This is a genomic window from Agrobacterium leguminum (genome assembly GCF_005144435.2).
GTDB classification, from domain to species: Bacteria; Pseudomonadota; Alphaproteobacteria; order Rhizobiales; family Rhizobiaceae; genus Agrobacterium; species Agrobacterium leguminum.
Window position 1 is genome coordinate 1 of record NZ_CP120214.1, and the last position, 25,174, is coordinate 25,174.

A 25,174-nucleotide genomic window follows, 5' to 3' on the forward strand; every position below is an offset into this window, starting at 1 on the left:
AGGAAGAGTATGCCAGACGAAGCCCATCAACTCAGCGAAACGTTGCTCTTTACGGCCGCTGTGATCGTTCAAGCATCACCAAACGAAAAAGTCACAATTTCCTCGGCATATAATAAGGGAAAGCAGCTAATAGCCGCGCTCGCCTCTGAGGGAACTTCTCAGCGGCCTGGTATCGAGGCCTGCATCCTGCAGCATCGTAAAACGAAACAGGCGGAAGACATCGCCTGCGCTGGTTGGATGCTCGCTGCCATCTCAGCCCGTGTTGACGAGCAGGACCTGCAGAGTTGGGAAGAGCTTAAGACGGCGATCGATGGCGTGGTCGACTTACTTACTCGCGATCGAGCGTCCCGTATTCACTGACTTGGTTCTTGGAGCCGAACTGAGATCGTCACGCTAGGCCACCAACAAACCCACTCAATTCGTCTAGGCGGACCATAGACAGCCGCACGGGACCACGGCAGCCACGTGCCCGACACACGGTCTCATTCTCGAGCTCGTCGACGTATAGAAACTCCCGTTCCGGCGAAACGCAGACTATCGCTCGCGTCAGATAATGGACGTGGCCGCACTTCCTGCAGCGCGCCTCGAGTTTCTGGTTCTCAGCCAGGTCCCCAATACGGATATTCTGCTTCCAGCTTTTCATCACCAAAAATCCTCTGCAGAGGGAATCCGCGTGTAGGAGATCTTCCCACCTACATGTCCGCCGGCCGGCGGCCGCCATGGCCCGAGGTTCACAACGGTTGCCGCGTAGCGAGCGTTGAGTGCATCAATCGCGTTGCTGGCGCTCTCCCAGCGCCGGCGCTTGCGATCGTCATTCAGCAGCAGATCAAGCTGACGCTCATTGGCCGGTGACAGATCGTACAGTGTCACACCAACACGAAAGATCGTCACGCCCCGCGGGTGGTCGCGGCGAACCTGGTTCCAAAGTCCATCGAGCTCCGCAAGGATTGCCTGGTCGTCATTCACGACAGGCAATTGTCGTTTCCCCATCCACGAGCCATCGCGGATCGACAACCACAGCCATATGCCGCTCGCATAGAAACTCTCCCGCCGAAGACGGCGAGATGCCTTAATCAGCAACAGCCTTGAAATCTCGCTTGCCCCGTCGATCGACCTGGATTCGGGCGGAAGGACTCGCCCATGACCGAACATCCCCCGGCTCGAAGCTGGCGCTTGAATGTCATAGCCATGCAGCGCGTACCAAAGCCGCTCGCCTGTGACGTTGCCCCAAAGCTTGCGCATATGCTTCGGCTGAAGATTATAGAGCTGTTCGGTGGAATAGATCGCTGCCCGGTAGAGCCGCTTTGCCATGTTACCGCCGACGCCTGGAATGTCCTCCATTGCGACAGCCAGTAGCGGCGCCGGCAGATCCTCCGGCCGCCAGATCATTAGTCCGTCACCATATCGATCCTTGCCGCGCTTGCCCTCCTTGCAGGCGATTTTAGCAAGCTGTCGATTAGCAGCGAAACCAATGCTGCAGGTGATCGATGAGCCGATGTTATCGGCGATCGCCGCTTTAATGCGAGCTGAGAGCGTATGAGGATCTAAACGGCCGACTTCATCAAGGCGGCATGTCAGTTCATCAATCGACTTCGCGGTGTCGATCGGGATCACGGTTTCGATTTCCGACAAGAGCGCATTATGTGCCCGGCGGTACAGGTCCGGTGCTTGCGGGACCAGGACCAGATCAGGGCAAAGCCGCTTCGCTTCGTTGATCGGCATCACATTTTTGACGCCGTAGGCTTTTGCCTCGCGGCTACATGCGATTACGGACGTTCTGTCAGTTCCCTCAAAGGGGACGACGCCGATCGGCCGGCCGCGCAAGCGGCGATCACACTGCTGATGAACCGACGCAAAGAAACCGTCGAAATCGAGATAGAGCCGTTCGATGGTCTCCGGCTTGCGCATAGCTGCTCCTGTTCTGAGAACAAAAACAGAACACCCGTTGACATGTTTCCGTCAAGAGGAATTTTTTCTTATGCGTATTTATGCGAGAGCGGCGTCAGAAACGAGGATTCCACGTCCCGGCGCTCCGGCTATTCCATTATGACTAGGTTGCAAAATTAACCACTGCAATTCATAGATAATTTCTGCCTGTGGAGACGCGGGCCGGGGCGTGGAATCCTCGCGAGGTTAGGGATAGGAACGGAGTTGACGGCGACCGGGTGACGGGCGCGTATGTCCAGGCTCCGGCTAAAGGCGTCTGTGCCTGACTAACCTCAGGATTTCCAACACCCGGTTTTCGTCAAGACGCTGCCGTGGGGGCGCGTTTTTCTTTTCGTGGATCCACCGGCGGAAACGAACGCATTGGGGTGGATTGATGGGAGATTGGCGATCTTGCAACGGTGGCGGTGTACCGTTGAGCTTGCAGGTGAGGGCAGCGTTGGCGCTTCGCGCCTATAGTCGGGCAGAGCAACGATTCCGGGAGATTCAGCGGCGCAAAGACGCGCTGGACGCCGAAGAACGGGTTATTTTGCATATATGGGCAATGAAGCTATCGAAGGCTTCCATCGGTCTGCATGATCAAGAAGGATTCCAAGCCTCATATCTGTCGCTCGGTGAGCGACGCGCAAAGCTATTCGAGCCTTGGCAGACCGCAAACGCGGACCTGGTATCGGCCTACGAACGGGCGCAGCGCGTGTTGCAGGAGATTGGTTTCGAAACGCCTGATGTGCCGCGATCCGTATCCTCAGGCGATATGGTTACGGAGAAGCCACAGTAATTTACGTGTCCACGCGCGGCGCATTCCATTGGCCGCGCATACAATTTGAGGTCATTATGCTCCATAAACCGCAGACCAAGTCACCGAATGCAATCGACATTCATGTCGGCAGCCGTATCCGCTTGCAGCGCGCGCTCAAGGGTATGAGCCAGACGACGCTGGCCGAAGGGCTCGGCGTCACCTTCCAGCAGGTCCAGAAATACGAGAAGGGCACAAATCGCGTCGGCTCAAGCCGGCTGCAGGCCATCGCCAACATTCTCGGCGTCCCGGTTGCCTGGTTTTTCGAGGAGGGGCCTGATAGTGGCTCTACCAGTCCGCAAGAGCCGGAGACGGGAGCCGGCAGGGAAATCACACAGTTCTTGAATTCCCTCGAGGGGCTGGCTCTTAATCGTGCCTTTGTAAAGATTCAGGACGACAAGATCCGACGGAAGGTCGTAGACCTTGTAAAATCCCTGGCAAAAGACGCTTCCGAGTAACGTCGGAACTACGCCGGCAGTTCCACCACGAGGCTTTCATGGAAGGCGGCGTTGGAGAACCGCGGGCCGGCCGGATTGCAGAGAATGCGGGTGCCGTTCGACCGCAGCATGTCGATGCTGTGATGTAGATGGCCGCCACCAGCACGTCGAAATCGGGGCGAACCGGTTTGAAGGCCTCCGGATAGGGGATGGTCTCCAGATGGAGATCGGACATGATCCAGAGTTTTGCCAAGGACGATCCTTTCCTGGTTTGGCACGACGATCAGGCCGGAGGCGAACGCGCTCACCCATAGCGCCGAAGAGAGCAGGGCCGGGTTGCGGCTTCAGGCCGACAGGCGCTGTTCGCAGAGGGCAGCGACAGATTCCTGCAGAACTTTCACCCGCTCGACTAGCCAGGCCAGTTCTTCTCCGGTGATTTCATAATGCGGTGAATAGCGCGCATCGACGTAGGCGCGATCGAGACGGGTAAAGCAGCGCTTGGCGAACTTGCTATCGCGCGGCCACACGTCGATCAGCTGCGGGGCGATGCGTTCGGCCTGGGATCGCAGGAAAGTCAGCCGGTGGGATTTCGGGCTGTAGAGCGCCAGCACGAGCAAGGTGCAATGGTAGAGTCGTTCGGCGGCCTGGTGCAGTTGAAAGGCGGCGAGATTCAGATTGCCCCGGTCGCGATAGAATGCAGCGCCGGCCTGTAGCTCAACTGCGCTTGGAAACCAGTGGTCGAAATGCCGTCTTGCCTCGACGCGGGCTTCGTCAGGGGCCAAGGACTTGGGGGAGGCGAGGGGATAGCCAGGAGCTTCATAGAGCACGATGCCGTCGCGGGCGATGTCGACGAAGAAGGGGCGGCCCTGGGTGAGCTGGTCGTTGAGATCCTGATAGGTATGGACGATAAAATTGACCGGCGTGGAGAGACGGCGAGTGATGGTGAGTTCCTGCAAGAAGCGCTCCGCCGCCTTCTCCCAGGATTCATGCTGCTCGCCAACGCTCTCGTAATTCACGACGACGAGGAGGTCATAGTCGGAGCGGTAGCCGCTCTTGCGATCCTCGACCCAATCGCCACGCGCATGGGAGCCGAACAGGATGAGCTTGAGGATGCGGCCGCGCTTGCCCTTGTCGGAGAGCTTGGTTTTCAGGGCATCCTCGAACTCATCGAACAGGATTTGCGCCGCGCGTTGCAATTCGCGGCGCTTGCGGTCGGGCAGATGGGCGAGCTGGTCATTCTCCATGGCGAGGCCCTTCAATGCACCGTCGGTTGGGGCAGGGGCAGCATCTTCATGGTGTTGTTTATGATTTTGCGGAGCTTTCGCCAATCGGGAAGATTTTGCTCGTTCACCCGCTCCTGCATAGCCACCAGCAGCCAACCGGCACAGGCTATGTCTTCTGCAGTCCTGTAGATGGTGGAGCGCTCGAAGCAGGCGACAATACGAGGGCGAGCATTGCCATTGTCCTTCGGGATACTGGCGACCAGTTCCAGGGCCTCCTCATAGGCGAGGGCAATGCGCTCACGATCGCCCGGCCCGCTCTGCGTGATCATGCCGATGGTCCAGATCAGTGTTTTACTCAAGGCTTCGGTTTCATCTTCATCATTCATGCCGGATCGAATGCTCCCAAAGTATGCCATTCATTGCGCATGGGCTTTGACCTTGGATTGCGGCAGGGGCGCGCCCATGAACGGCGCAAGGCTTTGGAATACCACTGGCGCGATCTGAAATTGCCGCGCCGTGCCGCGTCCCATCGAATTCTTTCCCATTTCCTCTACGAGAAGCCCGCGTTGCACGATCGGGTCGATCGTCTGAGCAGCAACATTTCTGGCGAGCCCTGTGATGTCAACGAGTTTGGCCAGCGTGATGGGCGAGCCGGTGACATGCAGTTTTTCGATCACAATCACGGTCATGAGAGCGACTTGCTTGAGGCGTGCCGTCGGCGTTTCGCCCTCCAGGGGATTTGCCATGATTTGCCTCGTGATCATGGTCAGAAGGGCAAGTTCAAGCTCCATCTAACGCTCCCTTGAGCTCCGGATCAGCATGATAGGGTCATCGTCAGGATGCTCCTCGTTGGTGATCGATAGTCGCTCGCCACGCCAATCATGCTGAGAAAATGCGATCGGCTGAGTTCCCTAGATGAGAAAGCCAGCCGATCGCAGCGCGTTTCCTTGGGAGGATCGCCGCGAAAATCCGCCGTGTGTTGGCTTCCACTTACTACCTGCGCGGACGGCAGGGATCAACGCTTTTCGCGCACGAAATTCTACTTGAGTGGAAATCAGATAATAACAATTATGGAACTTAAGTGTTTGATTTAAAACATTAATATCAGGTTTTATCAACCTTGCCCCGGCGAATCTGGAATACGTTGTGAAGCCTCACGTGAGCATTGAGGGGCGGCCGGACATCATGTCCGGCCTGCCGAAGCCCGCGACGGTCTAACGCCGCGGCCCCTTTCCATCGGGTCAGAGATGACGCCGACAGAAATCATCGATCTCATTCTGAAAGATCAACGAGAGGGTGCCAATGATCGTCATGGCGAATTGCGGAATGGTGATTGTATCCATAAGGACTTCCTTGGGTTAAGCCGACGAAAATGACGGCACATCTAGCGTCGCTCAAAGCTATGAAAGGTACAAAATTCGGCGCAGACCCGCGCACTCACTCGCCTAAAGAATATACGGTCGCATCGTCTGCTCGCTCCCTGATCCCCTTGAACGACGCATGGCGTAGCTTCCCCTTGTCCGTCCAGGCACGATATTCGATCTCCGCGACGAACAGTGGTTCGGTAAAAATGGCGTTCTTCCATTTCAGATCTACTGCCGGCGCCTTCGTCTTGATGCCGTCTAGCAACTTCCGCAGCTCCTGCGATAACCTGACAGTGAAGCCAGTACCGACGCCGCCAACATAGACCAGGCCGTCTCCCTTCTTCGCCGCTAGCAACAGACGTCCGATCGCACCAGAAACGGCAGACGGCTCAAACCCGACGATGACGAAGCTGTCACTGCGCACGCATTTGATCTTTAGCCAGTCTGGGCGCCGGCCGGAACGGTAGGCCTTTCCGCGATGCTTAGCGACTATGCCCTCGAGGCCATGCGCGCAGGCGACTCGCAAAAAAGCATCTCCGTCCGCATCCATCTCCTCTGAGAGACGGATTGCCCCTGTGCGACCAGTTAGGATCGCTTCGAGAATCCGCCGGCGCTCGCCCTGGCGAAGCCGGCGAAGATCCCTGCCATCGAGATAAAGTAGGTCAAACACAAAGAGGATGATTTGGCCGGTGACGTGAGCTGCGGGCCTGCGCCCAAGCGCCCGCTGCAGCATCCCGAAATCAGAGCGTCCCTGTTCATCCAGCACAACTGCTTCGCCATCGAGGATGGCACTCTGCAGACCGAGTTGACTCGCCTCCGCCGCGATCGCCGGAAAGCGATCCGTCCAATTATAACCGCCGCGCGTGATGATCCGAATATGCTCCGCTTTGATATGGAGAGCGACCCGGTAGCCATCCCACTTTATCTCGAGGCCCCAATCCGGCCCTTTTGGTGGCTTGGCTGCGAGGGTCGCAACACACGGCTCGACGCGAGTGGGCATCGGGTCGGGCGCAGTCGTCTCCGGAGGCTTTCTCGACGAAACTTTGGCCATGCCGCATTAACGCATAAAACTGCGGAAGTGCATGCGATTTCGCGCGTTGCTGGTGAGTGGCGATCGAGCTGGTCGATGGTCGTGCTTAGTGTTCCGCCCGAGCTAACTGCTCATTGTCGAAGGAAAGCGTTTTCACCAGCGCGACGACTTTTCTTTTCACGGCAAGGTTCTCGATTTTAGCAAAAGCTTTATTCAGAGCCAGGCCTTCCGGCGAGCTTATAAAATCCGTGATTTCACGATCCGCCGTCCAGCTGGCTATTGCCGCCGCGCTATCTCCTGCTCCTGAAAAGAAAAAGGATACAGGCACTCCCAGGACTTCGGCGATCCTGGCAAGGCGACTTGCGCCTACCCTATTCATGCCTTTCTCGTATTTCTGAACCTGCTGAAAGGTCACACCAATAGCAGCTCCAAGGCTCTCCTGGCTCATGCCTACGAGTCTGCGCCGAAGCTTAATTTTTGTTCCAACGTCGACATCGATATTATCTGGCGTTTTCACCAACACTGCCATCACGACACCTCTTTCCAATAAAAGGTAAAAAACTGGAAACAGGCTTCCCAGTCACATCCCTAATCTTCCGTCAGCGGAATAAACCACCGGCAACCATCAGGATCCCGAACAGGAAGATTGGCCCTCCCGGCACAATCAGGAGGATCATGAATAGTTTGTTCCACCCTTCCCTTCGATCGAAACTTAATTTTTCATCGTAGGTAGCGAACTCGAGGATGCCCGACGAATTCGTTCGTTCAAAACGCACCCTGTCCAAGGCTTTATGGCGGCGATTGAACTGGACCGCACTCCATATCCACGCTCCGACAATCAACAAGCCGCCGATCAGCAAGCAGATCTCCTACGCATCCGCTTCCTCGCTTTCTTCAGCCAAGGGATCCATGGCCTTTTCAGCGTACTCTTTCAGATACAGGCGCGATGTTTTGTCCGCCATCTTCTCCGAAAGCGTCTGAACCATCAGTTCGATATCTGAATTCAGATCAGGTGCCTCGATCTCGTTGGCAGCGTTCACGCTGTCGAAGATCACTTTATTCAAGGCCGAAATATCAGTGCCAAAAGCTTCACGCACTTCTTGGCGGCGAAGGACAGGAGAGCGAATGACCTGCGTATCCGGAGCATCCTCTCGCGCGATCATTCTATCGCGCACAGCATCCTGGCGCTTCAAGATGCCGGCATACTTGTTCTGATCCAGTTTCTTCTGGTCGACCTCGAGCACGTCATCATCGACGAGGTCGACGTTCTTCTCATGGTGGCGATCGACCAGCTGATCGTCGTCGGAAGTGCGCGAAGACGCCGTCACTTTTCCATTTTGCTGCGGAGGCGGGTCTTTCTGCCGCTTCCTTGGCAATTCGTCCTCAGTTACGCCTGCAGCTCGCTTCTCATCGAGATCCAGCCGTCGGCGAAGTTCGTCAAGAGAGGAAATGTAGACGTGACGAACGCCCTCTTTCATCCCGAACCGTACTTCGTGCGCATGCTGCGGCCTATCGACAGCGCCGAAATCGACGTCACCAGCGGCATTTTTCGCCCTGCGCTCTTTGATATGCCCGGGGGCTTCAATTTTCGGCGGACGTGATGCGTCGAACTTGTCCGTGTCCTCAATCGTCCACTCGACAGATTCCATCCGAGGCTTAGGCACCGATTTGAACTTCCGCACCTTCGAGAACATTCGCTCACCGCCCGAATCCAGCTTCATGATGCGCATAAGAGGCATGCCGGTAACCTGCAGAATGGCCTCTTCCGGCTTCATCATCATCAAGGTGTTCACCGGGAGCAGATCGACTGACACAGGCACTTTCGACACCGAACGATCGCGCCGACCATGTCGATGCGTGTAGGAAGACTGATCTATCCACTCAGTCGTCTTCCCCGCGGCCATCGAAACGGCGGAGGCATCTTCCTGGTTCTGGAAGTTCATATAGAGCTTGATCGTTGACGACCCCATCAAAATTTTCTGGCCGGACCTCTGATACAAGCGCTCGAGCTGCGCCCCGTCCTGCAGGATGAAAACGAACCGAACCCCATTCTTGCGGATCAACGGCGCAAGGGTAAGGACCGTGTCGATTCGTCCCCCATTGCCGAACTCGTCGAGCATCATGAGCACTTCATGCTCGCCGTCGCGCAGCTTGCCCAACTGGACCAGTTTATCGGCCATTTGCTGAATGAAAATCGAGATCAGGCGCTCATAGATCTGGATCGCGTTCCAGTCTGCCTGGACATAAATCACCATCTTGCGTTTGCGGATGATGTCGATCGGAATGGTAGTCGCAGACGTTAGGGCTTCCACGAGAGGATTTTGCAGAAAGTTGAGTTTTGCAACGATCTCGGCCGCGATCCCTTCGCCCAATTTCTCGTGCCTGCCAGCGAACTTCGTCAGCTGCATGCGGGTCTGATCTGTCAAAACGCTTTCGTAATTCTCAAGCAACTGAACGATCGCCTTGCGCTCGTCCGACATGGAATTGAGGATGCGATAAAGCTCGCTGAGCGACTTCCGGGTATCCGGGCATTCGAGCACGAAACCCAACATCGCGGTCAAAAGAATGCGGGCGCTTTCTTCCCAAAAATCCGAGGAATCTGAGCGAAGCCGTTCAGGCAGCAGCATTTGCGTCAGCTTCTGAAGATCTGTGATCCGCTGATTAGGATCACTGCTGATCAAATCAAGGGGATTATAGCCATCAGTCAGCTTGGAACCCGGCGCCAAGAGAAAGACATCATATCCCTTGTCTTTCATGTAGCCCGACGTTTCCTCGAACAGCTCGCCGCTCATATCGAGAACGAACTGCGAGCCCTCAAAACTCATCATCGTCGGGATCACGAAGCTTCGAGACTTGCCCTGCCCTGGCGAACCGATGACCATCACATGCTGATCGCCGTCATTTCGCAGCAACAGCCCCTGCTTCAGGCCAAGGACGATTCCGTGTTTATCCCTAAGCCGGAAATCAGCAGCGTCCTTCAGCGTTGCCAGACGCGCTTTTCCCATAATCATGCGCTGACGTTTTTGCACTGCGGCGCCGATCGGAAAGCCGATCAGAGCTCCTGCAGCTGCCAATCCAGCCAATGCCGCTAAAACAGTTTGCCGAGACGGCCGCTGATACGCTCCTGTGGCATCGATCGCGCCGAAAGGCGCTTGGTACATGGCAGCGAGGTGGTTGCCGTAGTATTCCGCCGCGGCGGCATTGTCGCCGAACTTCGTTGCCACGACAAAAAACACGATGCCATAGGCGATGACGCCGAGATATGCCCCGACGAAAATAAGCGCTGTCGTCGCGATCAAACTGAACATCGAGCGAACATGCAGCAGGTACAAGATCTTGCGTGAAAGCGCTCGGCCTCCCTTCAGCATCCACAGGCAGAGCCATATGAACACGAATGGCGCCGCCAGCACAAAGGCCAAAACCGACAAGCCAATGGTGTTCCGAACGCCGATCAGTGACCAGGTATAGCGAAGCCCATCGAGGAAGGGAGCGCGAGAAATGTAATCGAAATATGACGCTGACCCGAACGATACGACATAGGCGTCATATATAAGGGTGAAAAAGGCCAGCCACAGCAGGACTGCGACAGCGAGTGCCACAGGAAAGGTGAAGAACGAAACTTTCTGAAGACCCGTCCACTTCGGGCGGTCAATCTCCTCGTCCGTGTACACGCTTGCCATTTACATCAACCTCGTCGGCAAAATAGATTTCGCTGACGCCGCGGCCGCCGGCGGCGTCACTCTTCTTCAGCTGCACCACGATCGGGATAATCGATCGGATGTAGCTGATGATGTCAGCGCGCTCCATCCGAACATTGCTGTTCAAGACCAGAGTGGACAGCCTGTTGAACGCGTGATGAGGCGAGTTCGCGTGAATTGTGGACATGGATCCTGGATGACCAGTGTTGATCGCATTCAGGAAGTCAAATGCCTCATCGCCGCGCAACTCGCCCATGAAAATCCGCTCCGGCCGCAAGCGCAGAGCTGTGGCCAAAAGATCGGTCATTGTCACGCGCGCTTCGCCCTGCCCGCCCTTCGACACCAGCAGCGAAACCACATTATCTTGTTGAGGCTCGAGCTCGGCCGTGTCCTGCATGAGAACGAACCGTTCATGCTTCGGTATCGCCGTCAGCATGGTGTTCAGAAATGTGGTCTTGCCCGTCGATGTGCCGCCCGAAATCAGCATACTGCGATGATTGGCTGCGGCCATTTCCAAAAATGCACGCGCCTGTCCTGCCCTCAAGAGCTTGGACAATTCAACATCAACCTCGTCGATATAGTCGTCGCCGGTCACCTTCGTAAACCTGAATGCGCCGGCCTTCTCGTAGTCGTTCAGATCGAAGCGACGGATAAACTGCTTTCTGATCGAAAAGGCATGCCCAGTTGCCGACGTAGGGCTCAGAACGAACTGAACACGTTCGCCATTGACGAGCGTAGCCGACAGCAGAGGGTTTTCCGCATTGATGTTCTGCTTCGTAAGGGATGCAGCCCGAGTAGCCATGTGCTTGATCGTCTCCTGATCGAGCCCCTCGACGACTTGCTTCTCCATAGCCAGCTTGCCTATGCGCTCCAGCCACACCTCGTTGCTGCGCTGGCAAGAAATTTCCACGATGTTCGGATCATCGAGAAACTTCTTGATTGGCTCTATGGCCTCAGAGAGGAAGTGCTGTTCCGCGGAGATAGAAGGCCTCGCGTTCATTTATACACCGGCCCGTTAGGCGCTTGGATAACCGTGGTGCGCTGCTGCTTTTTCCTTTGTAAAAGCCGATTGTACTCTTCCCGCACTGGGTCGGGATACAGATCCGAGAAGTCCAGGTCACGAGTCACGAAAACGGTAATATCGGACCCTTGCGGAATATGGATTGTCGGGCGGATATTTCGAGAATCTTCGAATGCTTCCGATGACAATTGCTGAATACCGGACGCGATCGTTTCCGCCGCGATCTCACGCGCTCGATCCTGTGAGCTATTGCCATTATCTTGCGGGACGCGAGTGACACTGCCGTCGGAGTTTACGATGGTGATGTACTGCGTCTCTTTCTGGCCAAGAGAGGCGATGTATTGAGTCGCTCCCCCGATCATGGTCATCAAGGCAGGCGGGCCGAACCGCTCCCAATATTTGCGATCCACCTTCCCGGTCATGCCGGAACGGCCAAGTCGGTCTGTGCCGTACGACCCCAGTTGAACCGACACACCATCACCACGAATCATGCGGGTCCAGACAATCAACACCCGTTCTTGACCGCGCTCGATGCCTGATTTGTACTCGCCGATCAGCGAGGATCCGGCAGGGATCAGAATCCGACGTCCATCAAACGAATAAACGTCCTCGCGCACGATCCCCTTCACCATGCCGGATAGGTCGGAGTTCAGTGCAGTCTCAAGAGTTCCCCGGATCATAGTTCCCTGCGGAATCCATGCGTCCGTTCGACGGTTCTCGGCGGCTGTCGAGACTTCGACCCCTTGGCTGCCCATAGCTTTGAGGAACGCGCGGTCATTGTCGACAGCGCCACCGCCGCCATTCGCTGAGGGCGCACCGTTGGCTGATGGATCATTACCTCCGAACATGCCGTTATCCGCACTCGCGGAGGCTTGGGCAGATCCATTCGATTGGCCGGACTGGTCGTAGACCATAGCTGTGGAACGGACCCGTTCAAGCAGTTTGGCTTGCCGCGCAAGCTCGATGCACCGTGCATTGTCGGGATTCTTGCCATTCGAGCAATCAACCTGGACAGGTTGGGTCATCGGCATAGCAGCAGGTATAATGGCGGCCGGCGGCGGCGGCGGCGGCGGCGGAGCTTCAGGCACCTGGACCGTGGGAAGCGGCGGAGGAGCTGGTGGCGTGAACGCGTCGTTCCGTGGCGCCTGGACGGGCTGAAACTCTTCGCGTGGCGTCGCGTCGACGATCGCTTCTTTCTCGCCCCCGGACAGCAGGAAATAGAGCACGACGCCAACACCAAATATCGCTGCCAAAACAGCGACTGGACGCATAATGCCTACGCCAGACTTTCGGACTTGGCCGCCGATCGCGGTATCGTTATCGATCGAATGATAGTGCGAATCTGACATGTTACCCCCTGCCGCCGCTGGAGCCGATCCGCTTCGGCCCGACGACCCCCTCAATGGGTGCAGGGGTATCAGCCGGAGCGGTTCTCAGATTGAAGAGGCACGTTTCTTCTTCCGTGCCATAGCGCAGCGTCCATTGCCTCGAGACCGTGTCGATGACGATGTAGTCACCTTCGCGGCGATAGTTCACAAGGCTTTCACGACGCTTCCGGTCAACGATAAAGATCGCTGGAACATCTCCGGTGAACTTCATGAAGGTCTTCAGACCGTCGTCGAACACCCATAACGGCTTGGCAGCGTCGTTGCCTTTGAAGCCGTAGTCGTAATTGACCTTATCACGGCGGATATTCTTGATATTAGGGTTCTGCTGCGCTTCCTGCGCCTGTTTCCAAAGCTCGGCCGTCCCCTTTAGCCCCGCGTCCTCGGGGTACGTGAAACGCAGCTTGAACGTCTGATTTTGCATCGACGTGCTATCATTCACCCGCAGGTCGAACGCATAGGTGCGCTTGCTCGTGACCACCGACAGATTCGTCGGAGCATCCTTCTCCATAGGCTTCAGGGTCAGAGACCGTCGATCTGCCGAGGTCAGGATCTGCCAGGACACTGTGTCACCGGCAACGACCTGGGTGATTTCTTCATCGGCGCCGAACAAGATCGTCGTCACCATCCCGTAGGTTCCAGTAACTAGAAAGACCTGCTCAGCCGAATACGGCAATGTCCGCACGCGCGGATCCAGTCGCCCAGCTCGTGCTACAAGCTCGGCATGCGCGATTGTCGTCGTCAGCAGCAGGCTCAAGATTATAGTCGTCAATCTTTTCATTGAACCAACCCGGACGGCATATTTTCAGGGACTTTCACATACTCGGTCACGACAAAACCAAGCGGGTTGTAGAGCCGAACCCTGTTGCTTGCTTGCAGAGTGATTTGTTTATAGCGGACTGTCGCGGACCAACGGTTCACCACTTCGCCTCCGCGCTGGCGCTCGCGGGTCTCGAAGCGGACCGACATCGTGTTGGCATTCAGCGGATTGACGGAGAGAATTTCCGGCCGGACCTCGCCCGTCGCACCAAGGGTCTTAACCGGACCACGGGGATTTGAAGGGTTCATTAAATCCTCGTAGTCCTTGAACGCCTTGGCGTTGGGCTCGGACCAAAGCGCAATCATATCGAAGTTATCCGACAGATATCGGGGATCATAAGTCTCACGTCGCAGAACGTAATTACCAACGAATGCAGCGCGAACAGCCTGCATCTCCGAAACACTTGAACGATCTTTGTCGAGGGTGGTCACCGTTTCCATGTAGCCGGTGTTTTTATCAACGATCAAAGGGACAACTTCGGTCCGGACGAGAGGAAACAACTGCGCGACGGAAAAGGAAAGGATGCCCGCAATAGTCCATCCTGCAACAGCGAACGCGAACAGGATCAGGCCGATCAACGTCCTTAAGGATTTATTCTTCTCGCCCCACGAGAGATGCTGATTATAAGTGTCCTGCGGACCCGGCACCTCATCACTTGGCCCCGCGATTTGTCGCTTATTAAAAAATGCCACCTTCCGACCTCATATCCCCAATCGACGCAACCTTTTATGGCATGTGAATCAATCACATCCACCCTAAATTCCACTGCAGTGGAAGAAAAGGAATTAATGATGCTTAACGGCAACAACGACTGGTTTAGTTGCTGTTGCGCCGACGGTTCGTAAGCATCCGGCCTAAAGCGCCCGCACCAGCGGCCCCCCCGCGACCAGCAAGCGCTGCGGCCGCAAGCGCCCCTTTTGGTCCGGCCAGCATTCCAAGTGCCGCCGCGCCCGCCTGCGCAGCCCTGCCGTTCCTACCGGCAAGGTTCCCTCTCGCGGCATTGTATATAGTGTCAACACCACCGCCACCCGGGCCAACGGACAAAGCCGAGCCATAGGCGAAGGTCCTTGCAAAATCCGGCACCTGAAAAATGAAGTATGAGATCAGCGCCAAGTAAAGAACCATCGCCAAGACGATTGCCAACGCATTTTCTTTGGTCGCCATGTCGCCGTTGACAGTGTCCATCATGCCGATGAGGAATCCGAACGACAGGCCCGCCATAATATAGGTGAACAACAGCATGAACATGCCATAGGCAATGCCCTTCACCCATGCCTCGAAAACAAATCGAGTAATTCCGAAAAAGTAACAAAGAATCGCTATTGGGCCGATCGCCAGCATGACTGCTGTGATCATTTTAGCAAACAGCGTTACCCCCGTTAGGATCAGCAGCATCGGAAGTAGGCCGAAAACGAGGACGATAAACACCACAACCGCCCCGGTCACATTGGGAAGCCAGCCCGACTCATAGGAGTTGAACAGTTTCATAGCGAAGTCGTAGACCTTGCGGGCCATGCTAGCGACCTGAGAGGCGAGATCTGAGCCGGCAGATTGCCCGCCCATTGCGGAAGATATAGCCGAACCAACCTGCTCTGGTGACTGCAATACAAACTGGCCGATGTTGTCGAAGAATGTTGCCCACGACATGATCAGCGCGTAGGCAAGCGCAACCTTAAAACCAGTGACAGCCATGTCCTGCAGAGAGATGCTTGAAAGACCAAGCGCGCCCCAAAGGAAGTAAAGGATCAGAAAAAGCGCCAAGATAGCCGAGATCAGGTTCCCGTTCTCAGCGAACAGACCCCAGGCCCTCTCAAGAGAGGCCTCATTGATCTTTTCGAAGAACCTCAGCGCATCTCCATAGAAATTGACGGCGTAGCTGACGGGATCCATTCCGCACCCTAAAACTGGTTGACCGGCCTCATCGGACCACAATCATCTGCCACAGCCTCTCCGATAGCGGTTTCGGCTGCTGTCCTTTTTTCCTCGGAAACGTAGGCCGATGATGGCACAGGGCTCTCATCAGCCGAACATTTTGCCAACGTCTCAAATTTGTCGTGGCCCGCGCAGCCACCCAGGGCGGCGCAGGCCACTATCAAGGCGATAGCAATCCTCACTGATTTTGTTCCTCAAAGGCTTGCAGCTGATCACGAACCGACGATCCACTGGCTTGTTCATCACCGCCACGAATGACGCTATCCGGAAGCGGAGCAAAAGTCCGCAAATTCTGTGACGATGTGGCGAGCGCCGCCTTATATTGCTGGTTAAGCATCATGACTTGGTTGTTCAAGGAGCCGACAGCTTCGTTCGCAGTCTGGTTTCCCTGAAGAACCATCTGCGTATTCTGCTCCAATGCTCCCTTGAGATCCGTCGCCTTCCCGATTTCCTGAGTCGCCTGCTGGAAGGAGTTCTGCCGATCCTTTGTCGCCGTGTTCATCGCATCGGTCAGCGCAGTCATCGTCGTCAACGCATTGATCCCCTGCGAGTACGCTTGATTCGCACCAGAGAGATCAATGCCGGCCCCATCAGCGACCATCTTCACCAGATTCAAGCCGTTGATCAACTTGGCAGCAGAATTCTGGAATTGGCCGCCAATACCGCCAAAGACGGCCGAGTTCCCTGACAAAATGCTATTGAAGTCTGGAGCCTGCCCCATGCTGAAACCATTGCCGGTCGCCAGCGATGCAAACTGGTTTGCATCCTGAGTCCGATCGCCGGTAATTGCCTGCAGAGTCTTGGTCGTATTGTCTTTTACGACCGATGTATCCTGCTGAATTTGAGCCGAAAGCTGCTTGATCTGCTCATTGATGGCAATGTTTGCGGCGTCCGTAACGGGGACCTGCGCATATGCCGACGACATCGCCAGAACGCTGAATGCGCCTGCCAAGATGAATTTCTTCATTTGCCTTTCCTCTCTTTCAATTCTACTGCGCTACCGGTCGATTATCGACCACCGTTACAAGTCCTAACGCGGGATCTTCGATGACTGCGAAGGTTGCCGATTCACCCTTCAACCTCGCCATCTCCTGCAAGTCGGTGAGCCAGCCTTGGATCTCGTCTGTTGTTGCGGTCGAGGGGACGGCATAGCAGCGCGTTCCTCCTGTATTGATGACGGTCGACGGGCACCGCACTTCCGCCATCACCAACGCCCCATTGTTTTCATTGGCATTGCCACCGCCACTTCCGCGCAAGGAAGCCGACGATGACATCAATCCAGCCTGCAGACGCTGCAGATACTGCTGGTTAGCTTCGGTCGACTTCTGCACGAATTCGTTCCAGACCTTGCCGCGTTCGGCTTGTGCCTCCGTATTGCGATCGTAGGCCTTCTTCAGTTGCTCACCGCATCCGCTGCTATAGCCAACGGTTTCCGGCTCAGGTGTCGTCCCTGTCGGGGTTTGATCGCCATTCTGCGCCTTATTCCGATTGTAGTAGCCGGTGACCTTCTTCACGTAGTTCTGTGTTTCAGCGATTTGAGGAACGCGCCCTTCGCGTAGAGATTGGCGATGTGGCCCGGCATTATAACCTGCCGCAATCAGGTCGTACCTGTCCCCGAACATGCCTTGCAGCTTCTTGATGTACTTCACCCCGCCGCGAATATTGTCCCGCGTGTCGTAAGGATTGACACCAAGCTCCGCGGCAGTTCCAGGCATCAGCTGCATCACTCCGGTCGCGCCGACGGGCGAACGTGCCGACTGTCTAAAGCGCGACTCCTGCTCCGCGATCGCCATCGCAAAGTTCGGATCTACACCCTGCCGAATCGCCTCTTCTCGAACCATCTGGGCTACTTCTTCCTGGCTATGCGTACGCTTCGACGTTGGTGCCGGTGCGGTATCGCCCGACATCCCTTCGGCACTGCAATCGAGCGGTGAGCCAGATCCCTGCCCCGGAGCGAAACTGTCCGTTGTACCGCCAGAAGCCCCCTTCACTTTCTTCGTATCGGCCTCATAAGTGGTGTACCAGCCCGCCGTCTTCTGCTGGATATTCACCCGAGCATTGTCGATTACAGGAACCTGTGCCAACACGGCCGAGGGGGACAAGGCTGTGCAGATCGCCAAACCTACAGCGACCGCCCGGTTAGGTAGCTTTACGTCTATCATCCCCATCTCCATCCACGTTCCAATCACAGAATTTAGACAGCCAGTTCTTCGGATCGTCGCCATACTCGTCACGCAGCATTTCAACTTCGCGGACAGTTTCCTCGCGGCCCGACAAAACTTTAATAAATTCAGGCATATGAGACATATCTACGCGAGCGATGACGCTATCCTTCGCGTGCTTGATCAGCATAAAGCGCGACTTCGGATCGCCGTTCTTGACCCAGTCAAATTCTGCGCGAGACAAGCCGAAATGGTCCATGTAGGAGCTCTCATCTGCCTTAGGGTTCGCGAAGAAGATGTTGGTTGATGTCTGCTCAATAATCGTCCGGCTCACATTGGACTGAACCACGTCGTCAGCTGACTGTGTACCGAAGATCACAAGCCCGTTGCGCTTACGAATAGTCTTGAAATAATCCTTCATGGTGCGCTTGAACTCGTCATCGTCCAGCAGCTTCCATGCTTCGTCCATCAGATTGATGATGGGCGACTTGCCGTCGTAGATCCCGTCCAGCCTATGGAACATGTACAAAAGCGCCGCTGTGCGAACCGTAGGCTCATCCAGAATCGACGTCATATCGAAACCGATCATCGGTTTCGTAATGTCCAAAGTGTCCTCGGCATTATCGAACAGCCAGGCATACGGCCCTTGATCCACCCATTTATCCAAACGGGCAATCAGGCTCCCCTCAGTTCGCTCGCTACCACCGAGCAATGCTCGAAGCGACGAAAGCCGCCGATACGACCTATCTTTCGTTTTCAGGACGGCCTTGATCGCATTGCGAATAATCGCCTCTTCCTGCGGAGTGAGGCTTTCGCCTTCTTTCGGTGGCTTCAACATGAAGCTCAACAGGCGATACAAGAAAACCCGATTTTCCTCAGTGTCGTCGAGCAACAAAGGATTCCACCCGGACGGCTCACCTGGCTCGAGAGACATATATGTTCCCCCGGCAGCCCGGACCATAATGTCCAAGCCCCGGTCCTTATCGAACACCACAGTCTTCAGCCGCGGACTGACTCGATAGGCCTGCAAGATCATGAAAGCCATGATCACGGTCTTACCCGAGCCGGTAGGGCCGAACACCGTGGTGTGCCCCACGTCACCCTGATGAAAATTGAAGAAAAACGGCGTGCCGGATGTCGTCTCAAAGATCGTCACCGCTGGCCCCCAGTGGTTGCCGTCAGGCTTTCCATAGGGATAAGCATGAAAGCTACTCATGCCGGCGAAATTCAACGTCGAAATCAATGCGCGCCGAGCAATGTACGCCTGATTGCCGGGCAACTGCGCCCAGTAGGCCGGCTCAGCGTTCAGGTCTTCACGGACATATGACGCTCCAAGAGCGCCCAACTCATTGCCCACCAGGGCGACGGCGTCATCGAGCTGCGCCGTTGTCCTCGCTATCGGCATAATCGTTAGGTGATGCTCCGCGAACGCTACACGCTTACGCGCTAATTCGTCGCGCGCGATTTCAAGGTTCGCCTGAACGCTCGACCCGCCCTCGTCAGCCTTGGATAGCTGGCGGTCCAACCTTTCGATCCGACTACGTGCCGCCATGTCGTCGATAAATGACATCGACTGAGTGACGACCATTTCGAATGGCAGCTTGAGGATATAATCGAGCATCCCCGCGCCGGTTTCCGGAGGATACTCCTTCAGGGAAACTATTCCGGCGTAGCGATCATCGACAGCAGTATCGCCCTGCAAATGAATGATGCGGTTTCCGATCGACGTACGTCTGGCCGGGAGCAGCTCATCGATAGGAGTGTTTCCAAGGCGGATCGGTCGTACCCGGCCACCATTGAGCAGCGTATAGAAGAATTCACATTGCTCAGAGAACCAAACTTTGCGCGCGCCGTCTTCAAGAACCATGTCCTCAGAAACGTCGCGATAAATCCTCTTGCCGCTACCAAGGTCGACCTCCACGCGCTGCACATCACGCAGCACCTTCGGGCCATAAGCATCTAGGGACTTCTCGAGCGCGCGGGTGGCTTCCACGAGCTTATCCCGCATGGCACGGAACTGCTCTTTCCGAACCACACTTCCGCCAATGCCCATCACTCGCGATAGTGCGGAGCCCTTCTTAAAAAACGGACGAACGACAAGAGACACATAGGTGTCATTCACGAACATCTCATTTTTCGAAATGCTGGCCTGATAAACATCATCCATCCGCTGCATGAACGGATCCGCATAATTCGAGGGCAAGGACGGCGCGACCTTGTGACGAACAACATGAGTGTAGAGCGAAAAATTCCCGATCGACGAGATGGCGCGGAAAGCAGAATTGCGTTGCCGCTGCAGCATATTGATCGTCTCAATGTCCGCAGTCTCGAAAGAAAAGCCGTTCAGCCGAAGCGTCGTCACAAGGCAATCATTCTTCAACCGGATGATGCCATTTTCGATAGGCACGTAGAACGGAACGTGGGTGGCGATGCTCCGGTCAGCGAAGATCTCCCACCCCTTCGTCAGCGATCCCTTCAAAGCTCGTGCCATCGTATTCATAAATTAAACCCCGTAAGTTCGAATGCCGCCCCCGAGCCTTCGGCCCAAAGGATTTACCCCGCACATGCTCAGGCGCCCGACAATGTCGAAGAACCAGAGGTCAAGCTTGACGGTCAGCACATACAGAATGCCGTGAAGAACAACGAAAGAAGCTGGGAACCAAAGAATGGATCCCAGGATCATGAACACCATGAGCGACACGAAGCATTCCGCCAGAAAATACGTGTACGGAATGCCCATGACCGTCGGAGGCCGCGTTAGAGCCAAAATGACGGGGTGCGACTCTATATAGTCGTCCCCGTCGGACTGGTTGCTTCCAGCCGCCATGGCCTTAAGCGCCGCCACCAGCCAGGAAATCGACAAGCTCTGCCGCCGCGAACATACCGGCAAGGCAGCCTGCTACGCGCAGGAGTGCTCCCCACGACCAGTAACCGAAGGCCGCAGCAAGGAACATCCCGATAAACGCGATGGCGCCGACAGAGCGACCGAACGGACCAACGAAGAACTGAACAAGGCGATCAGCTGCCTGCTGCAGCGCATCAAGGTTCTGAGCCGCGGCCGGTTCAAACTGGCTGACCAACAGGATCATGGTGGATACCGCGAGCATAGCTCCGTTGGTTATCACCTTGCGTCCCCTGGTCGAATACCAAGCGGCACGGCCATAGACGGCAACAGCCTGCATCGTCCCCGCAATCATATTCATTGAATCACCTCTTCCTTTTTGATCTTCAAAGGGCCACTCACGTGAGCCTGCCCACTCTCCTGTTCCACACGCCCGCTAACGTCGACCGTGCTTCCAACTGAAAAAACGAGCATTGGCGACTTCGCGCGATCAGCTCGTCCGGATCGCGCACCCGATCTTTTCGCCGCAGGCACTACACCAGCACTCCGACCGATCTGGAACACTTCGTCAGTCGTGCTCGTATTCGTGTACAACCCGACTACACGGGTGACGTAATCCGCCGTCTCCTCAATGAGCGGAACGGATCGACGAACATCCACCTTCGGCTCGCCCGCATTGTAGGCAGAGGCGATCAGCACCGGGTTCCTGTACTTGTCCACGAGGACGCGAAGAAACCGCGCCCCTGCCCTCACGTTCTGCTCAGGATCCGCAAGATCGGCCGCGCCAAACGCTTCTCCGACCTTGGGCATGACCTGCATCAGCCCAATCGCGCCCGCCGGGCTGACGCTCGTCGGATCAAAGTCGGCGTTTTCCACGCGCATGATCGAGAGCATCAGATTCGGATCGACTCCCTCTTCGGCGGAAATCTTTGTAACGAGTCCGGCATATTCCGGGGGCACGCCAGCGAGCAAATCCGGCCGAGGCTCTCTCCCTGCACCTGCAACAACTCCCGCCCGATCCTCACCAGCCGGCTCGGCAGCTTCCTCGCCCATGACCCCATAGGAGAACACTTCAATCGATGACCGCACGGCCTGCTCTCGACGGCCGGTACCAAGGGGCTCATCCAGAGCATATGCAACGACTACACTTTCCGCCCCATTCAGCGACGACACGCCTTCGCCGGTACCGACGAAAGCATTATCCGGACGGTCCATCCGCTCGCCAAAACGATCCCCGTTAAAGCTGGCCAAATCGAGCGGCGGGATAGACGTTGTCGGCGTGGTCGCAACCATACCGGTAGCTTTTTCAGCAGGCTCAGAGCGTGAGACGCTCACCTTGATCGGCCCGTAAGAAGCCGCAGTCACAGGCTTCGGTCGCACAGCCTTTACCCGGGAATCGTGTGCTGCATCCCCAACATTGGAAACAGCAGCAAAGCTCGTCATGACGAACGCAGTCGTCGCGGCAGCCAGTTTGACTCGCCGCGAGCATGCAATTTTCGACAATGTCACATGCACCAACGAGCTGCGATCCATAGGTTCTGCTACCGAGAGTTCTTACAGCGTAGTAGAATATTTTGAATCGCATTCCAAGCCAAAAATCAACCGGAAATCGTCATTACCCTCGACTTTGTTGTAAAAATGCAGCTGCACACGCAACCCGTTTTCGCAGGTGAATCAATCCCGTACTCGTGACCAAACGTCAGGCTTCCAACGGTACCGAAGCTGTTCCGGATCCCCCAGCACCTTTGCAAGACGAACTGCAGTACCGCCTTTTACAAATACCGAACCGGCATCCGCCCCAGACCTCGCGCCGTAGATTTCGCAAAGATAAATCGGCAGCTGTCTTTGAACGCGTTCCATAGAAATGCATGATGAAACTTGATACTGATAGTCTTGATTGCCGGTTCCGGCCGGGCGTGACTTCTGCTGTACTGGCCCTAATCGTTGACGGCCAAAACTGCCCCCATAATCCAACTGGCATTCCACAATGTTGCTGCCATATGTCTTGCAGGCGTTGAGGCTCAGATATGAGTATGGTGCAACTGGCAATGGGCGCGTGGATTGAACGCCTGCCCCGCATCCCGACAACAGAATTGCCGAGCCAATACCAAAAACAAAGGTCATACGGTTAGTCAAAGGAACAACTCTCCTATTCGTCTTGTTCATAGCCTGAGCGCTTCAGCGCCTCGAGGAAAAGGTCGCGGGCAAGATCGCAGAACGGTGATTCATCGTGGGCCAGATGCAACTGCGTCAGGACAAGTCCGACGCCGGCAATATCATCGACGATGTGCTCGACATTCTCATAAAGGGCGAGTTGTAACAGCTCATCACCCTCATGCCCTTTGATGGCCATCGCATATTCGTTGCGGGCGATATTATGCCAAATCTCGACGAGTCCGGTCCCGCCCTGTCCATCTTCAGCATCGCCTAGGAGCAACAGCGAATATCCGCCATCTCGCAGCCCCCCGTCCTCGATCCACGTTCCTGCATGAAATTCCGTCAAGGCGACTTTGGACGAAAAGATCATCAGACCTTCGTTGTTCACCAGCCTCTTTTGCCCAAGGCGGACGAAGCCATTCATTGCTGCCGTTCGAAGCAGCGGAGCTGGAAGACTGTCGCCGCAATGCTCGCATAGGGATTTCAGCCCCCCATCCTTCACCGCGAACATGCTGTGATAGCGTTTAACAATGAATCTTTCGACATTCTCGATCCGCCCGGCAATGCTCTCTAGCAAAGCGAACGAATCAAGCCGCTGCCATGGCTCTTTGAGAATGGCGCCGTCCAGATCAAACGAAGCGGTATTGGTCATGCTGGATGGGCCAACCACAATTCCACCCGATCGGGTTTGTGCCCCGCATCCGGCGCAATCGACCGAAATGGGCACGACGTACCATTCCTTTGTCAGAAGCGATCGATCTCTCGTCGTCACAGAGGCGCCCCCGCCCGAAACAGCTTCATTCGCCCCCATCCCTCTCCACATGTTCCGGAAATACTTGAAGGGCACCCCGGGTCATTCCGTGTGACGAAAATGTGCGCCAGGTCAGCAATCGTTCACTCATCAGAATCAATGCCGCCAAAGGATCTCCCTTGCCGGCATTCAGCCAAGCGCTGGCCAGATCAAGAATCTCCGGTGAAACGCCTTCGGCGCTGATTTCCCAGACTTCTCCGCGACCAAACTGCTCTTCACTGCCTGATGAGTTTCCGCTGTCCTGCACCATGAAAAGCCGCTATTTTCTTCTACTCGGCTGTAATTATTAGCGGCGCATAATTGAAAACTCAAGAGGTTTACAACGCTGGCTTGCCCTCCGTCGCGAGCACTGGATTTTATACGCTCAGGTCCAACGATGGTTGAGTATCTGGACAATCACCACGGCCATGGCGATGGCCGCCGCAGCGAGGAACCAAGCAATGCCTCGTCGATGCCCCTCCAGCCACGACCAGAACTTTGCTTGTTTGAAGCTAGCTTCATCCGCCGTCGTCTCCATCATCCATGACGGACTCGGCCCCGGCCAATCTTCAGCTTCCTTTGCCTCCATCTTCCACTTGCTGACACGGAACATTTCTTCAACGCGCCGCAAGACTTCCTCATAGCTCAGATCCAGCGCGCCGTCTGTGACCATCTCTTCGTAGACGGCACTGACAAGCTGACCTTCGCGAAAGGGCGTCAGCTCCACACGATAGTCCCTAATGACCGTCCGTGTGGCATGGACCACCCGTTCGATAAGCACGAGGTTTGATTTCAGCAGCAATGTATTTTTGGCATTTGTTCCGGACACTATTCCTCCGTCCTAAAAGGTCTCGCCTCGTCCGCCTGGATGCGTCTGCGACCGACAAGGAACGCGACCCCAAGGGGCCTTCCCCCTTGCCGTCGCAAAGCGCCTGCTCGCCGGCGCGAATGCAGCAAATCGGTCGCACCCAAGGGTGCAACCGCGTTGCGCACCCGCCCCGACAACCGGGCGCTTTTTGCCAACCCCGCATCACCGAAAGGGAAGGCAGGCCCTTGCCTGCCCTTCTTCCTTTTCGGAGCGCTCCCATGAAACCGAACCGCTACACCGGCTTCCTCATTGACCCACTTAATGCCACCATCGGCCCTGTTTCCATCTTCGATCCGGTCGATCAGTATCAGCATCACCCGCAATTGCAGCTCCGGCAACTACTTGGAGCGCGCACTCTTCACACGCTCCATATCGATCTCGCAGGACACCGGCATCTGATCTGGCACGACGCCCAGGATACCGAATCTTACTGGACAGCGATGTTTCAGATCAACCAATCCCAGTTTCTCGCCAGCCGTGCGATCGTCTTCGCAGATGACAACAAGGATGAATTTGACAAAGACGCATCGCCCTTCGGGATCGAGCCCAAGCTTTCCCTGGGCGAGCTCGCGGAGTTGACGACATGCATTCAGCCGATCATCGTCCCGCGTATGCGCGAGGACCAGATGACCGGGTTCGACCTGGCTCTCGTGCGCAAAAGGCCAGCTATAATTTCATAGAAAGCTCATGAAAGAACTGACGCGA

27 protein-coding genes are annotated in these 25,174 nt (G+C 55.9%); 4 read left to right on the forward strand and 23 right to left on the reverse strand.

The genetic code is table 11. The features are described from left to right. The first annotated feature begins 9 nt into the window (after window positions 1-9). On the forward strand, window positions 10-360 hold the full coding sequence (locus CFBP4996_RS26155; RefSeq protein ID WP_137396095.1) for a hypothetical protein: 351 nt from the start codon (window positions 10-12) through the stop codon (window positions 358-360). A gap of 282 nt (window positions 361-642) precedes the next feature. Here CFBP4996_RS26155 and CFBP4996_RS26160 read toward each other — a convergent pair whose 3' ends face one another. Next, window positions 643-1,908 carry a Y-family DNA polymerase gene (locus CFBP4996_RS26160; RefSeq protein ID WP_137396097.1) on the reverse strand — a complete coding sequence of 422 codons (1,266 nt, stop codon included), beginning with the start codon at window positions 1,906-1,908 and terminating at the stop codon, window positions 643-645. 475 nt (window positions 1,909-2,383) lie between these two features. Between CFBP4996_RS26160 and CFBP4996_RS26165 the strand changes: the two genes are divergently transcribed. Both CFBP4996_RS26165 and CFBP4996_RS26170 read left to right on the forward strand, forming a co-directional pair. Then, complete coding sequence (locus CFBP4996_RS26165) at window positions 2,384-2,722, forward strand: hypothetical protein (protein WP_137396098.1); 339 nt, start codon at window positions 2,384-2,386, stop codon at window positions 2,720-2,722. A 56-nt stretch (window positions 2,723-2,778) separates the two neighbouring features. Continuing rightward, entirely contained in the window at window positions 2,779-3,198 is a 420-nt protein-coding gene (locus CFBP4996_RS26170; protein WP_137396099.1) for a helix-turn-helix domain-containing protein, read from the forward strand. Window positions 3,199-3,521: 323 nt separating this feature from the next. Here CFBP4996_RS26170 and CFBP4996_RS26175 read toward each other — a convergent pair whose 3' ends face one another. The 22 genes from CFBP4996_RS26175 to CFBP4996_RS26280 form a co-directional block, all read right to left on the reverse strand. Then, the gene (locus CFBP4996_RS26175) at window positions 3,522-4,421 is read right to left on the reverse strand and encodes a HEPN domain-containing protein (protein WP_137396100.1); all 900 of its coding nucleotides are present in this window, start codon (window positions 4,419-4,421) and stop codon (window positions 3,522-3,524) included. An 11-nt stretch (window positions 4,422-4,432) separates the two neighbouring features. Then, complete coding sequence (locus CFBP4996_RS26180) at window positions 4,433-4,786, reverse strand: hypothetical protein (protein ID WP_137396101.1); 354 nt, start codon at window positions 4,784-4,786, stop codon at window positions 4,433-4,435. Between the two features lie 30 nt (window positions 4,787-4,816). After that, window positions 4,817-5,191 (reverse strand): hypothetical protein, encoded by a 375-nt coding sequence (locus tag CFBP4996_RS26185; RefSeq protein WP_137396102.1) that lies wholly within the window; start codon window positions 5,189-5,191, stop codon window positions 4,817-4,819. A 646-nt stretch (window positions 5,192-5,837) separates the two neighbouring features. Then, the gene (ligD, locus tag CFBP4996_RS26190; protein WP_137396103.1) at window positions 5,838-6,815 is read right to left on the reverse strand and encodes a non-homologous end-joining DNA ligase; all 978 of its coding nucleotides are present in this window, start codon (window positions 6,813-6,815) and stop codon (window positions 5,838-5,840) included. Between the two features lie 85 nt (window positions 6,816-6,900). Then, on the reverse strand, window positions 6,901-7,323 hold the full coding sequence (locus CFBP4996_RS26195) for a helix-turn-helix domain-containing protein (RefSeq protein WP_137396104.1): 423 nt from the start codon (window positions 7,321-7,323) through the stop codon (window positions 6,901-6,903). A 70-nt stretch (window positions 7,324-7,393) separates the two neighbouring features. Then, window positions 7,394-7,654 (reverse strand): hypothetical protein, encoded by a 261-nt coding sequence (locus CFBP4996_RS26200; protein ID WP_137396105.1) that lies wholly within the window; start codon window positions 7,652-7,654, stop codon window positions 7,394-7,396. Window positions 7,655-7,663: 9 nt separating this feature from the next. Continuing rightward, complete coding sequence (locus tag CFBP4996_RS26205; protein WP_137396106.1) at window positions 7,664-10,474, reverse strand: type IV secretory system conjugative DNA transfer family protein; 2,811 nt, start codon at window positions 10,472-10,474, stop codon at window positions 7,664-7,666. Beyond that, complete coding sequence (gene virB11, locus CFBP4996_RS26210) at window positions 10,443-11,492, reverse strand: P-type DNA transfer ATPase VirB11 (RefSeq protein ID WP_137396107.1); 1,050 nt, start codon at window positions 11,490-11,492, stop codon at window positions 10,443-10,445. The genes CFBP4996_RS26205 and virB11 overlap by 32 nt, the downstream gene beginning before the upstream one ends. Beyond that, on the reverse strand, window positions 11,489-12,862 hold the full coding sequence (gene virB10 / locus CFBP4996_RS26215; RefSeq protein ID WP_137396108.1) for a type IV secretion system protein VirB10: 1,374 nt from the start codon (window positions 12,860-12,862) through the stop codon (window positions 11,489-11,491). Before virB10 ends, virB11 begins: the two co-directional genes overlap by 4 nt. Before the next feature lies 1 nt (window position 12,863). After that, window positions 12,864-13,655 (reverse strand): TrbG/VirB9 family P-type conjugative transfer protein, encoded by a 792-nt coding sequence (locus tag CFBP4996_RS26220; protein ID WP_233283460.1) that lies wholly within the window; start codon window positions 13,653-13,655, stop codon window positions 12,864-12,866. Window positions 13,656-13,675: 20 nt separating this feature from the next. Beyond that, window positions 13,676-14,410 (reverse strand): VirB8 family type IV secretion system protein, encoded by a 735-nt coding sequence (locus tag CFBP4996_RS26225; RefSeq protein WP_137396110.1) that lies wholly within the window; start codon window positions 14,408-14,410, stop codon window positions 13,676-13,678. Between the two features lie 124 nt (window positions 14,411-14,534). Further along, window positions 14,535-15,608, reverse strand: coding sequence for a TrbL/VirB6 family protein (locus tag CFBP4996_RS26230; RefSeq protein ID WP_137396111.1), 1,074 nt, complete (start codon window positions 15,606-15,608; stop codon window positions 14,535-14,537). 220 nt (window positions 15,609-15,828) lie between these two features. Further along, entirely contained in the window at window positions 15,829-16,617 is a 789-nt protein-coding gene (locus CFBP4996_RS26235; RefSeq protein WP_137396113.1) for a TrbJ/VirB5 family protein, read from the reverse strand. A 22-nt stretch (window positions 16,618-16,639) separates the two neighbouring features. After that, window positions 16,640-17,812 (reverse strand): lytic transglycosylase domain-containing protein, encoded by a 1,173-nt coding sequence (locus tag CFBP4996_RS26240; protein ID WP_137396114.1) that lies wholly within the window; start codon window positions 17,810-17,812, stop codon window positions 16,640-16,642. Continuing rightward, window positions 17,790-20,312: a VirB4 family type IV secretion/conjugal transfer ATPase gene (locus tag CFBP4996_RS26245; RefSeq protein WP_137396115.1), complete on the reverse strand. Its 2,523-nt coding sequence runs from the start codon at window positions 20,310-20,312 to the stop codon at window positions 17,790-17,792. Before CFBP4996_RS26245 ends, CFBP4996_RS26240 begins: the two co-directional genes overlap by 23 nt. Before the next feature lie 3 nt (window positions 20,313-20,315). Further along, on the reverse strand, window positions 20,316-20,675 hold the full coding sequence (locus CFBP4996_RS26250; protein ID WP_233283461.1) for a VirB3 family type IV secretion system protein: 360 nt from the start codon (window positions 20,673-20,675) through the stop codon (window positions 20,316-20,318). After that, complete coding sequence (locus tag CFBP4996_RS26255; RefSeq protein ID WP_137396116.1) at window positions 20,644-21,015, reverse strand: TrbC/VirB2 family protein; 372 nt, start codon at window positions 21,013-21,015, stop codon at window positions 20,644-20,646. Before CFBP4996_RS26255 ends, CFBP4996_RS26250 begins: the two co-directional genes overlap by 32 nt. After that, window positions 21,012-22,187: a lytic transglycosylase domain-containing protein gene (locus tag CFBP4996_RS26260; protein WP_233283462.1), complete on the reverse strand. Its 1,176-nt coding sequence runs from the start codon at window positions 22,185-22,187 to the stop codon at window positions 21,012-21,014. Before CFBP4996_RS26260 ends, CFBP4996_RS26255 begins: the two co-directional genes overlap by 4 nt. A 141-nt stretch (window positions 22,188-22,328) precedes the next feature. After that, a complete protein-coding gene (locus CFBP4996_RS26265) occupies window positions 22,329-22,820 on the reverse strand; it encodes a hypothetical protein (protein ID WP_137396117.1) in 492 nt (163 codons plus the stop codon). Further along, on the reverse strand, window positions 22,804-23,463 hold the full coding sequence (locus CFBP4996_RS26270; RefSeq protein ID WP_233283463.1) for a hypothetical protein: 660 nt from the start codon (window positions 23,461-23,463) through the stop codon (window positions 22,804-22,806). The genes CFBP4996_RS26265 and CFBP4996_RS26270 overlap by 17 nt, the downstream gene beginning before the upstream one ends. A 145-nt stretch (window positions 23,464-23,608) precedes the next feature. Beyond that, window positions 23,609-23,872: a hypothetical protein gene (locus CFBP4996_RS26275; protein ID WP_137396119.1), complete on the reverse strand. Its 264-nt coding sequence runs from the start codon at window positions 23,870-23,872 to the stop codon at window positions 23,609-23,611. A gap of 114 nt (window positions 23,873-23,986) precedes the next feature. Next, on the reverse strand, window positions 23,987-24,430 hold the full coding sequence (locus CFBP4996_RS26280; RefSeq protein WP_137396120.1) for a hypothetical protein: 444 nt from the start codon (window positions 24,428-24,430) through the stop codon (window positions 23,987-23,989). 257 nt (window positions 24,431-24,687) lie between these two features. Between CFBP4996_RS26280 and CFBP4996_RS26285 the strand changes: the two genes are divergently transcribed. Next, window positions 24,688-25,149 (forward strand): hypothetical protein, encoded by a 462-nt coding sequence (locus CFBP4996_RS26285; protein WP_137396121.1) that lies wholly within the window; start codon window positions 24,688-24,690, stop codon window positions 25,147-25,149. Window positions 25,150-25,174 lie beyond the last annotated feature (25 nt).

What these genes read in the sequence shown, in the direction of transcription:
- CFBP4996_RS26155 (WP_137396095.1), top strand. Translation starts at nt 10, where the DNA reads ATGCCAGACGAAGCCCATCAACTCAGCGAAACGTTGCTCTTTACGGCC.
- CFBP4996_RS26160 (WP_137396097.1), bottom strand. Translation starts at nt 1,908, where the DNA reads ATGCGCAAGCCGGAGACCATCGAACGGCTCTATCTCGATTTCGACGGT.
- CFBP4996_RS26170 (WP_137396099.1), top strand. Translation starts at nt 2,779, where the DNA reads ATGCTCCATAAACCGCAGACCAAGTCACCGAATGCAATCGACATTCAT.
- CFBP4996_RS26175 (WP_137396100.1), bottom strand. Translation starts at nt 4,421, where the DNA reads ATGGAGAATGACCAGCTCGCCCATCTGCCCGACCGCAAGCGCCGCGAA.
- CFBP4996_RS26180 (WP_137396101.1), bottom strand. Translation starts at nt 4,786, where the DNA reads ATGAATGATGAAGATGAAACCGAAGCCTTGAGTAAAACACTGATCTGG.
- CFBP4996_RS26185 (WP_137396102.1), bottom strand. Translation starts at nt 5,191, where the DNA reads ATGGAGCTTGAACTTGCCCTTCTGACCATGATCACGAGGCAAATCATG.
- ligD (WP_137396103.1), bottom strand. Translation starts at nt 6,815, where the DNA reads ATGGCCAAAGTTTCGTCGAGAAAGCCTCCGGAGACGACTGCGCCCGAC.
- CFBP4996_RS26195 (WP_137396104.1), bottom strand. Translation starts at nt 7,323, where the DNA reads ATGGCAGTGTTGGTGAAAACGCCAGATAATATCGATGTCGACGTTGGA.
- CFBP4996_RS26205 (WP_137396106.1), bottom strand. Translation starts at nt 10,474, where the DNA reads ATGGCAAGCGTGTACACGGACGAGGAGATTGACCGCCCGAAGTGGACG.
- virB11 (WP_137396107.1), bottom strand. Translation starts at nt 11,492, where the DNA reads ATGAACGCGAGGCCTTCTATCTCCGCGGAACAGCACTTCCTCTCTGAG.
- virB10 (WP_137396108.1), bottom strand. Translation starts at nt 12,862, where the DNA reads ATGTCAGATTCGCACTATCATTCGATCGATAACGATACCGCGATCGGC.
- CFBP4996_RS26230 (WP_137396111.1), bottom strand. Translation starts at nt 15,608, where the DNA reads ATGGATCCCGTCAGCTACGCCGTCAATTTCTATGGAGATGCGCTGAGG.
- CFBP4996_RS26235 (WP_137396113.1), bottom strand. Translation starts at nt 16,617, where the DNA reads ATGAAGAAATTCATCTTGGCAGGCGCATTCAGCGTTCTGGCGATGTCG.
- CFBP4996_RS26240 (WP_137396114.1), bottom strand. Translation starts at nt 17,812, where the DNA reads ATGATAGACGTAAAGCTACCTAACCGGGCGGTCGCTGTAGGTTTGGCG.
- CFBP4996_RS26245 (WP_137396115.1), bottom strand. Translation starts at nt 20,312, where the DNA reads ATGAATACGATGGCACGAGCTTTGAAGGGATCGCTGACGAAGGGGTGG.
- CFBP4996_RS26255 (WP_137396116.1), bottom strand. Translation starts at nt 21,015, where the DNA reads ATGAATATGATTGCGGGGACGATGCAGGCTGTTGCCGTCTATGGCCGT.
- CFBP4996_RS26260 (WP_233283462.1), bottom strand. Translation starts at nt 22,187, where the DNA reads ATGGATCGCAGCTCGTTGGTGCATGTGACATTGTCGAAAATTGCATGC.
- CFBP4996_RS26265 (WP_137396117.1), bottom strand. Translation starts at nt 22,820, where the DNA reads ATGAACAAGACGAATAGGAGAGTTGTTCCTTTGACTAACCGTATGACC.
- CFBP4996_RS26270 (WP_233283463.1), bottom strand. Translation starts at nt 23,463, where the DNA reads ATGACCAATACCGCTTCGTTTGATCTGGACGGCGCCATTCTCAAAGAG.
- CFBP4996_RS26275 (WP_137396119.1), bottom strand. Translation starts at nt 23,872, where the DNA reads ATGGTGCAGGACAGCGGAAACTCATCAGGCAGTGAAGAGCAGTTTGGT.
- CFBP4996_RS26285 (WP_137396121.1), top strand. Translation starts at nt 24,688, where the DNA reads ATGAAACCGAACCGCTACACCGGCTTCCTCATTGACCCACTTAATGCC.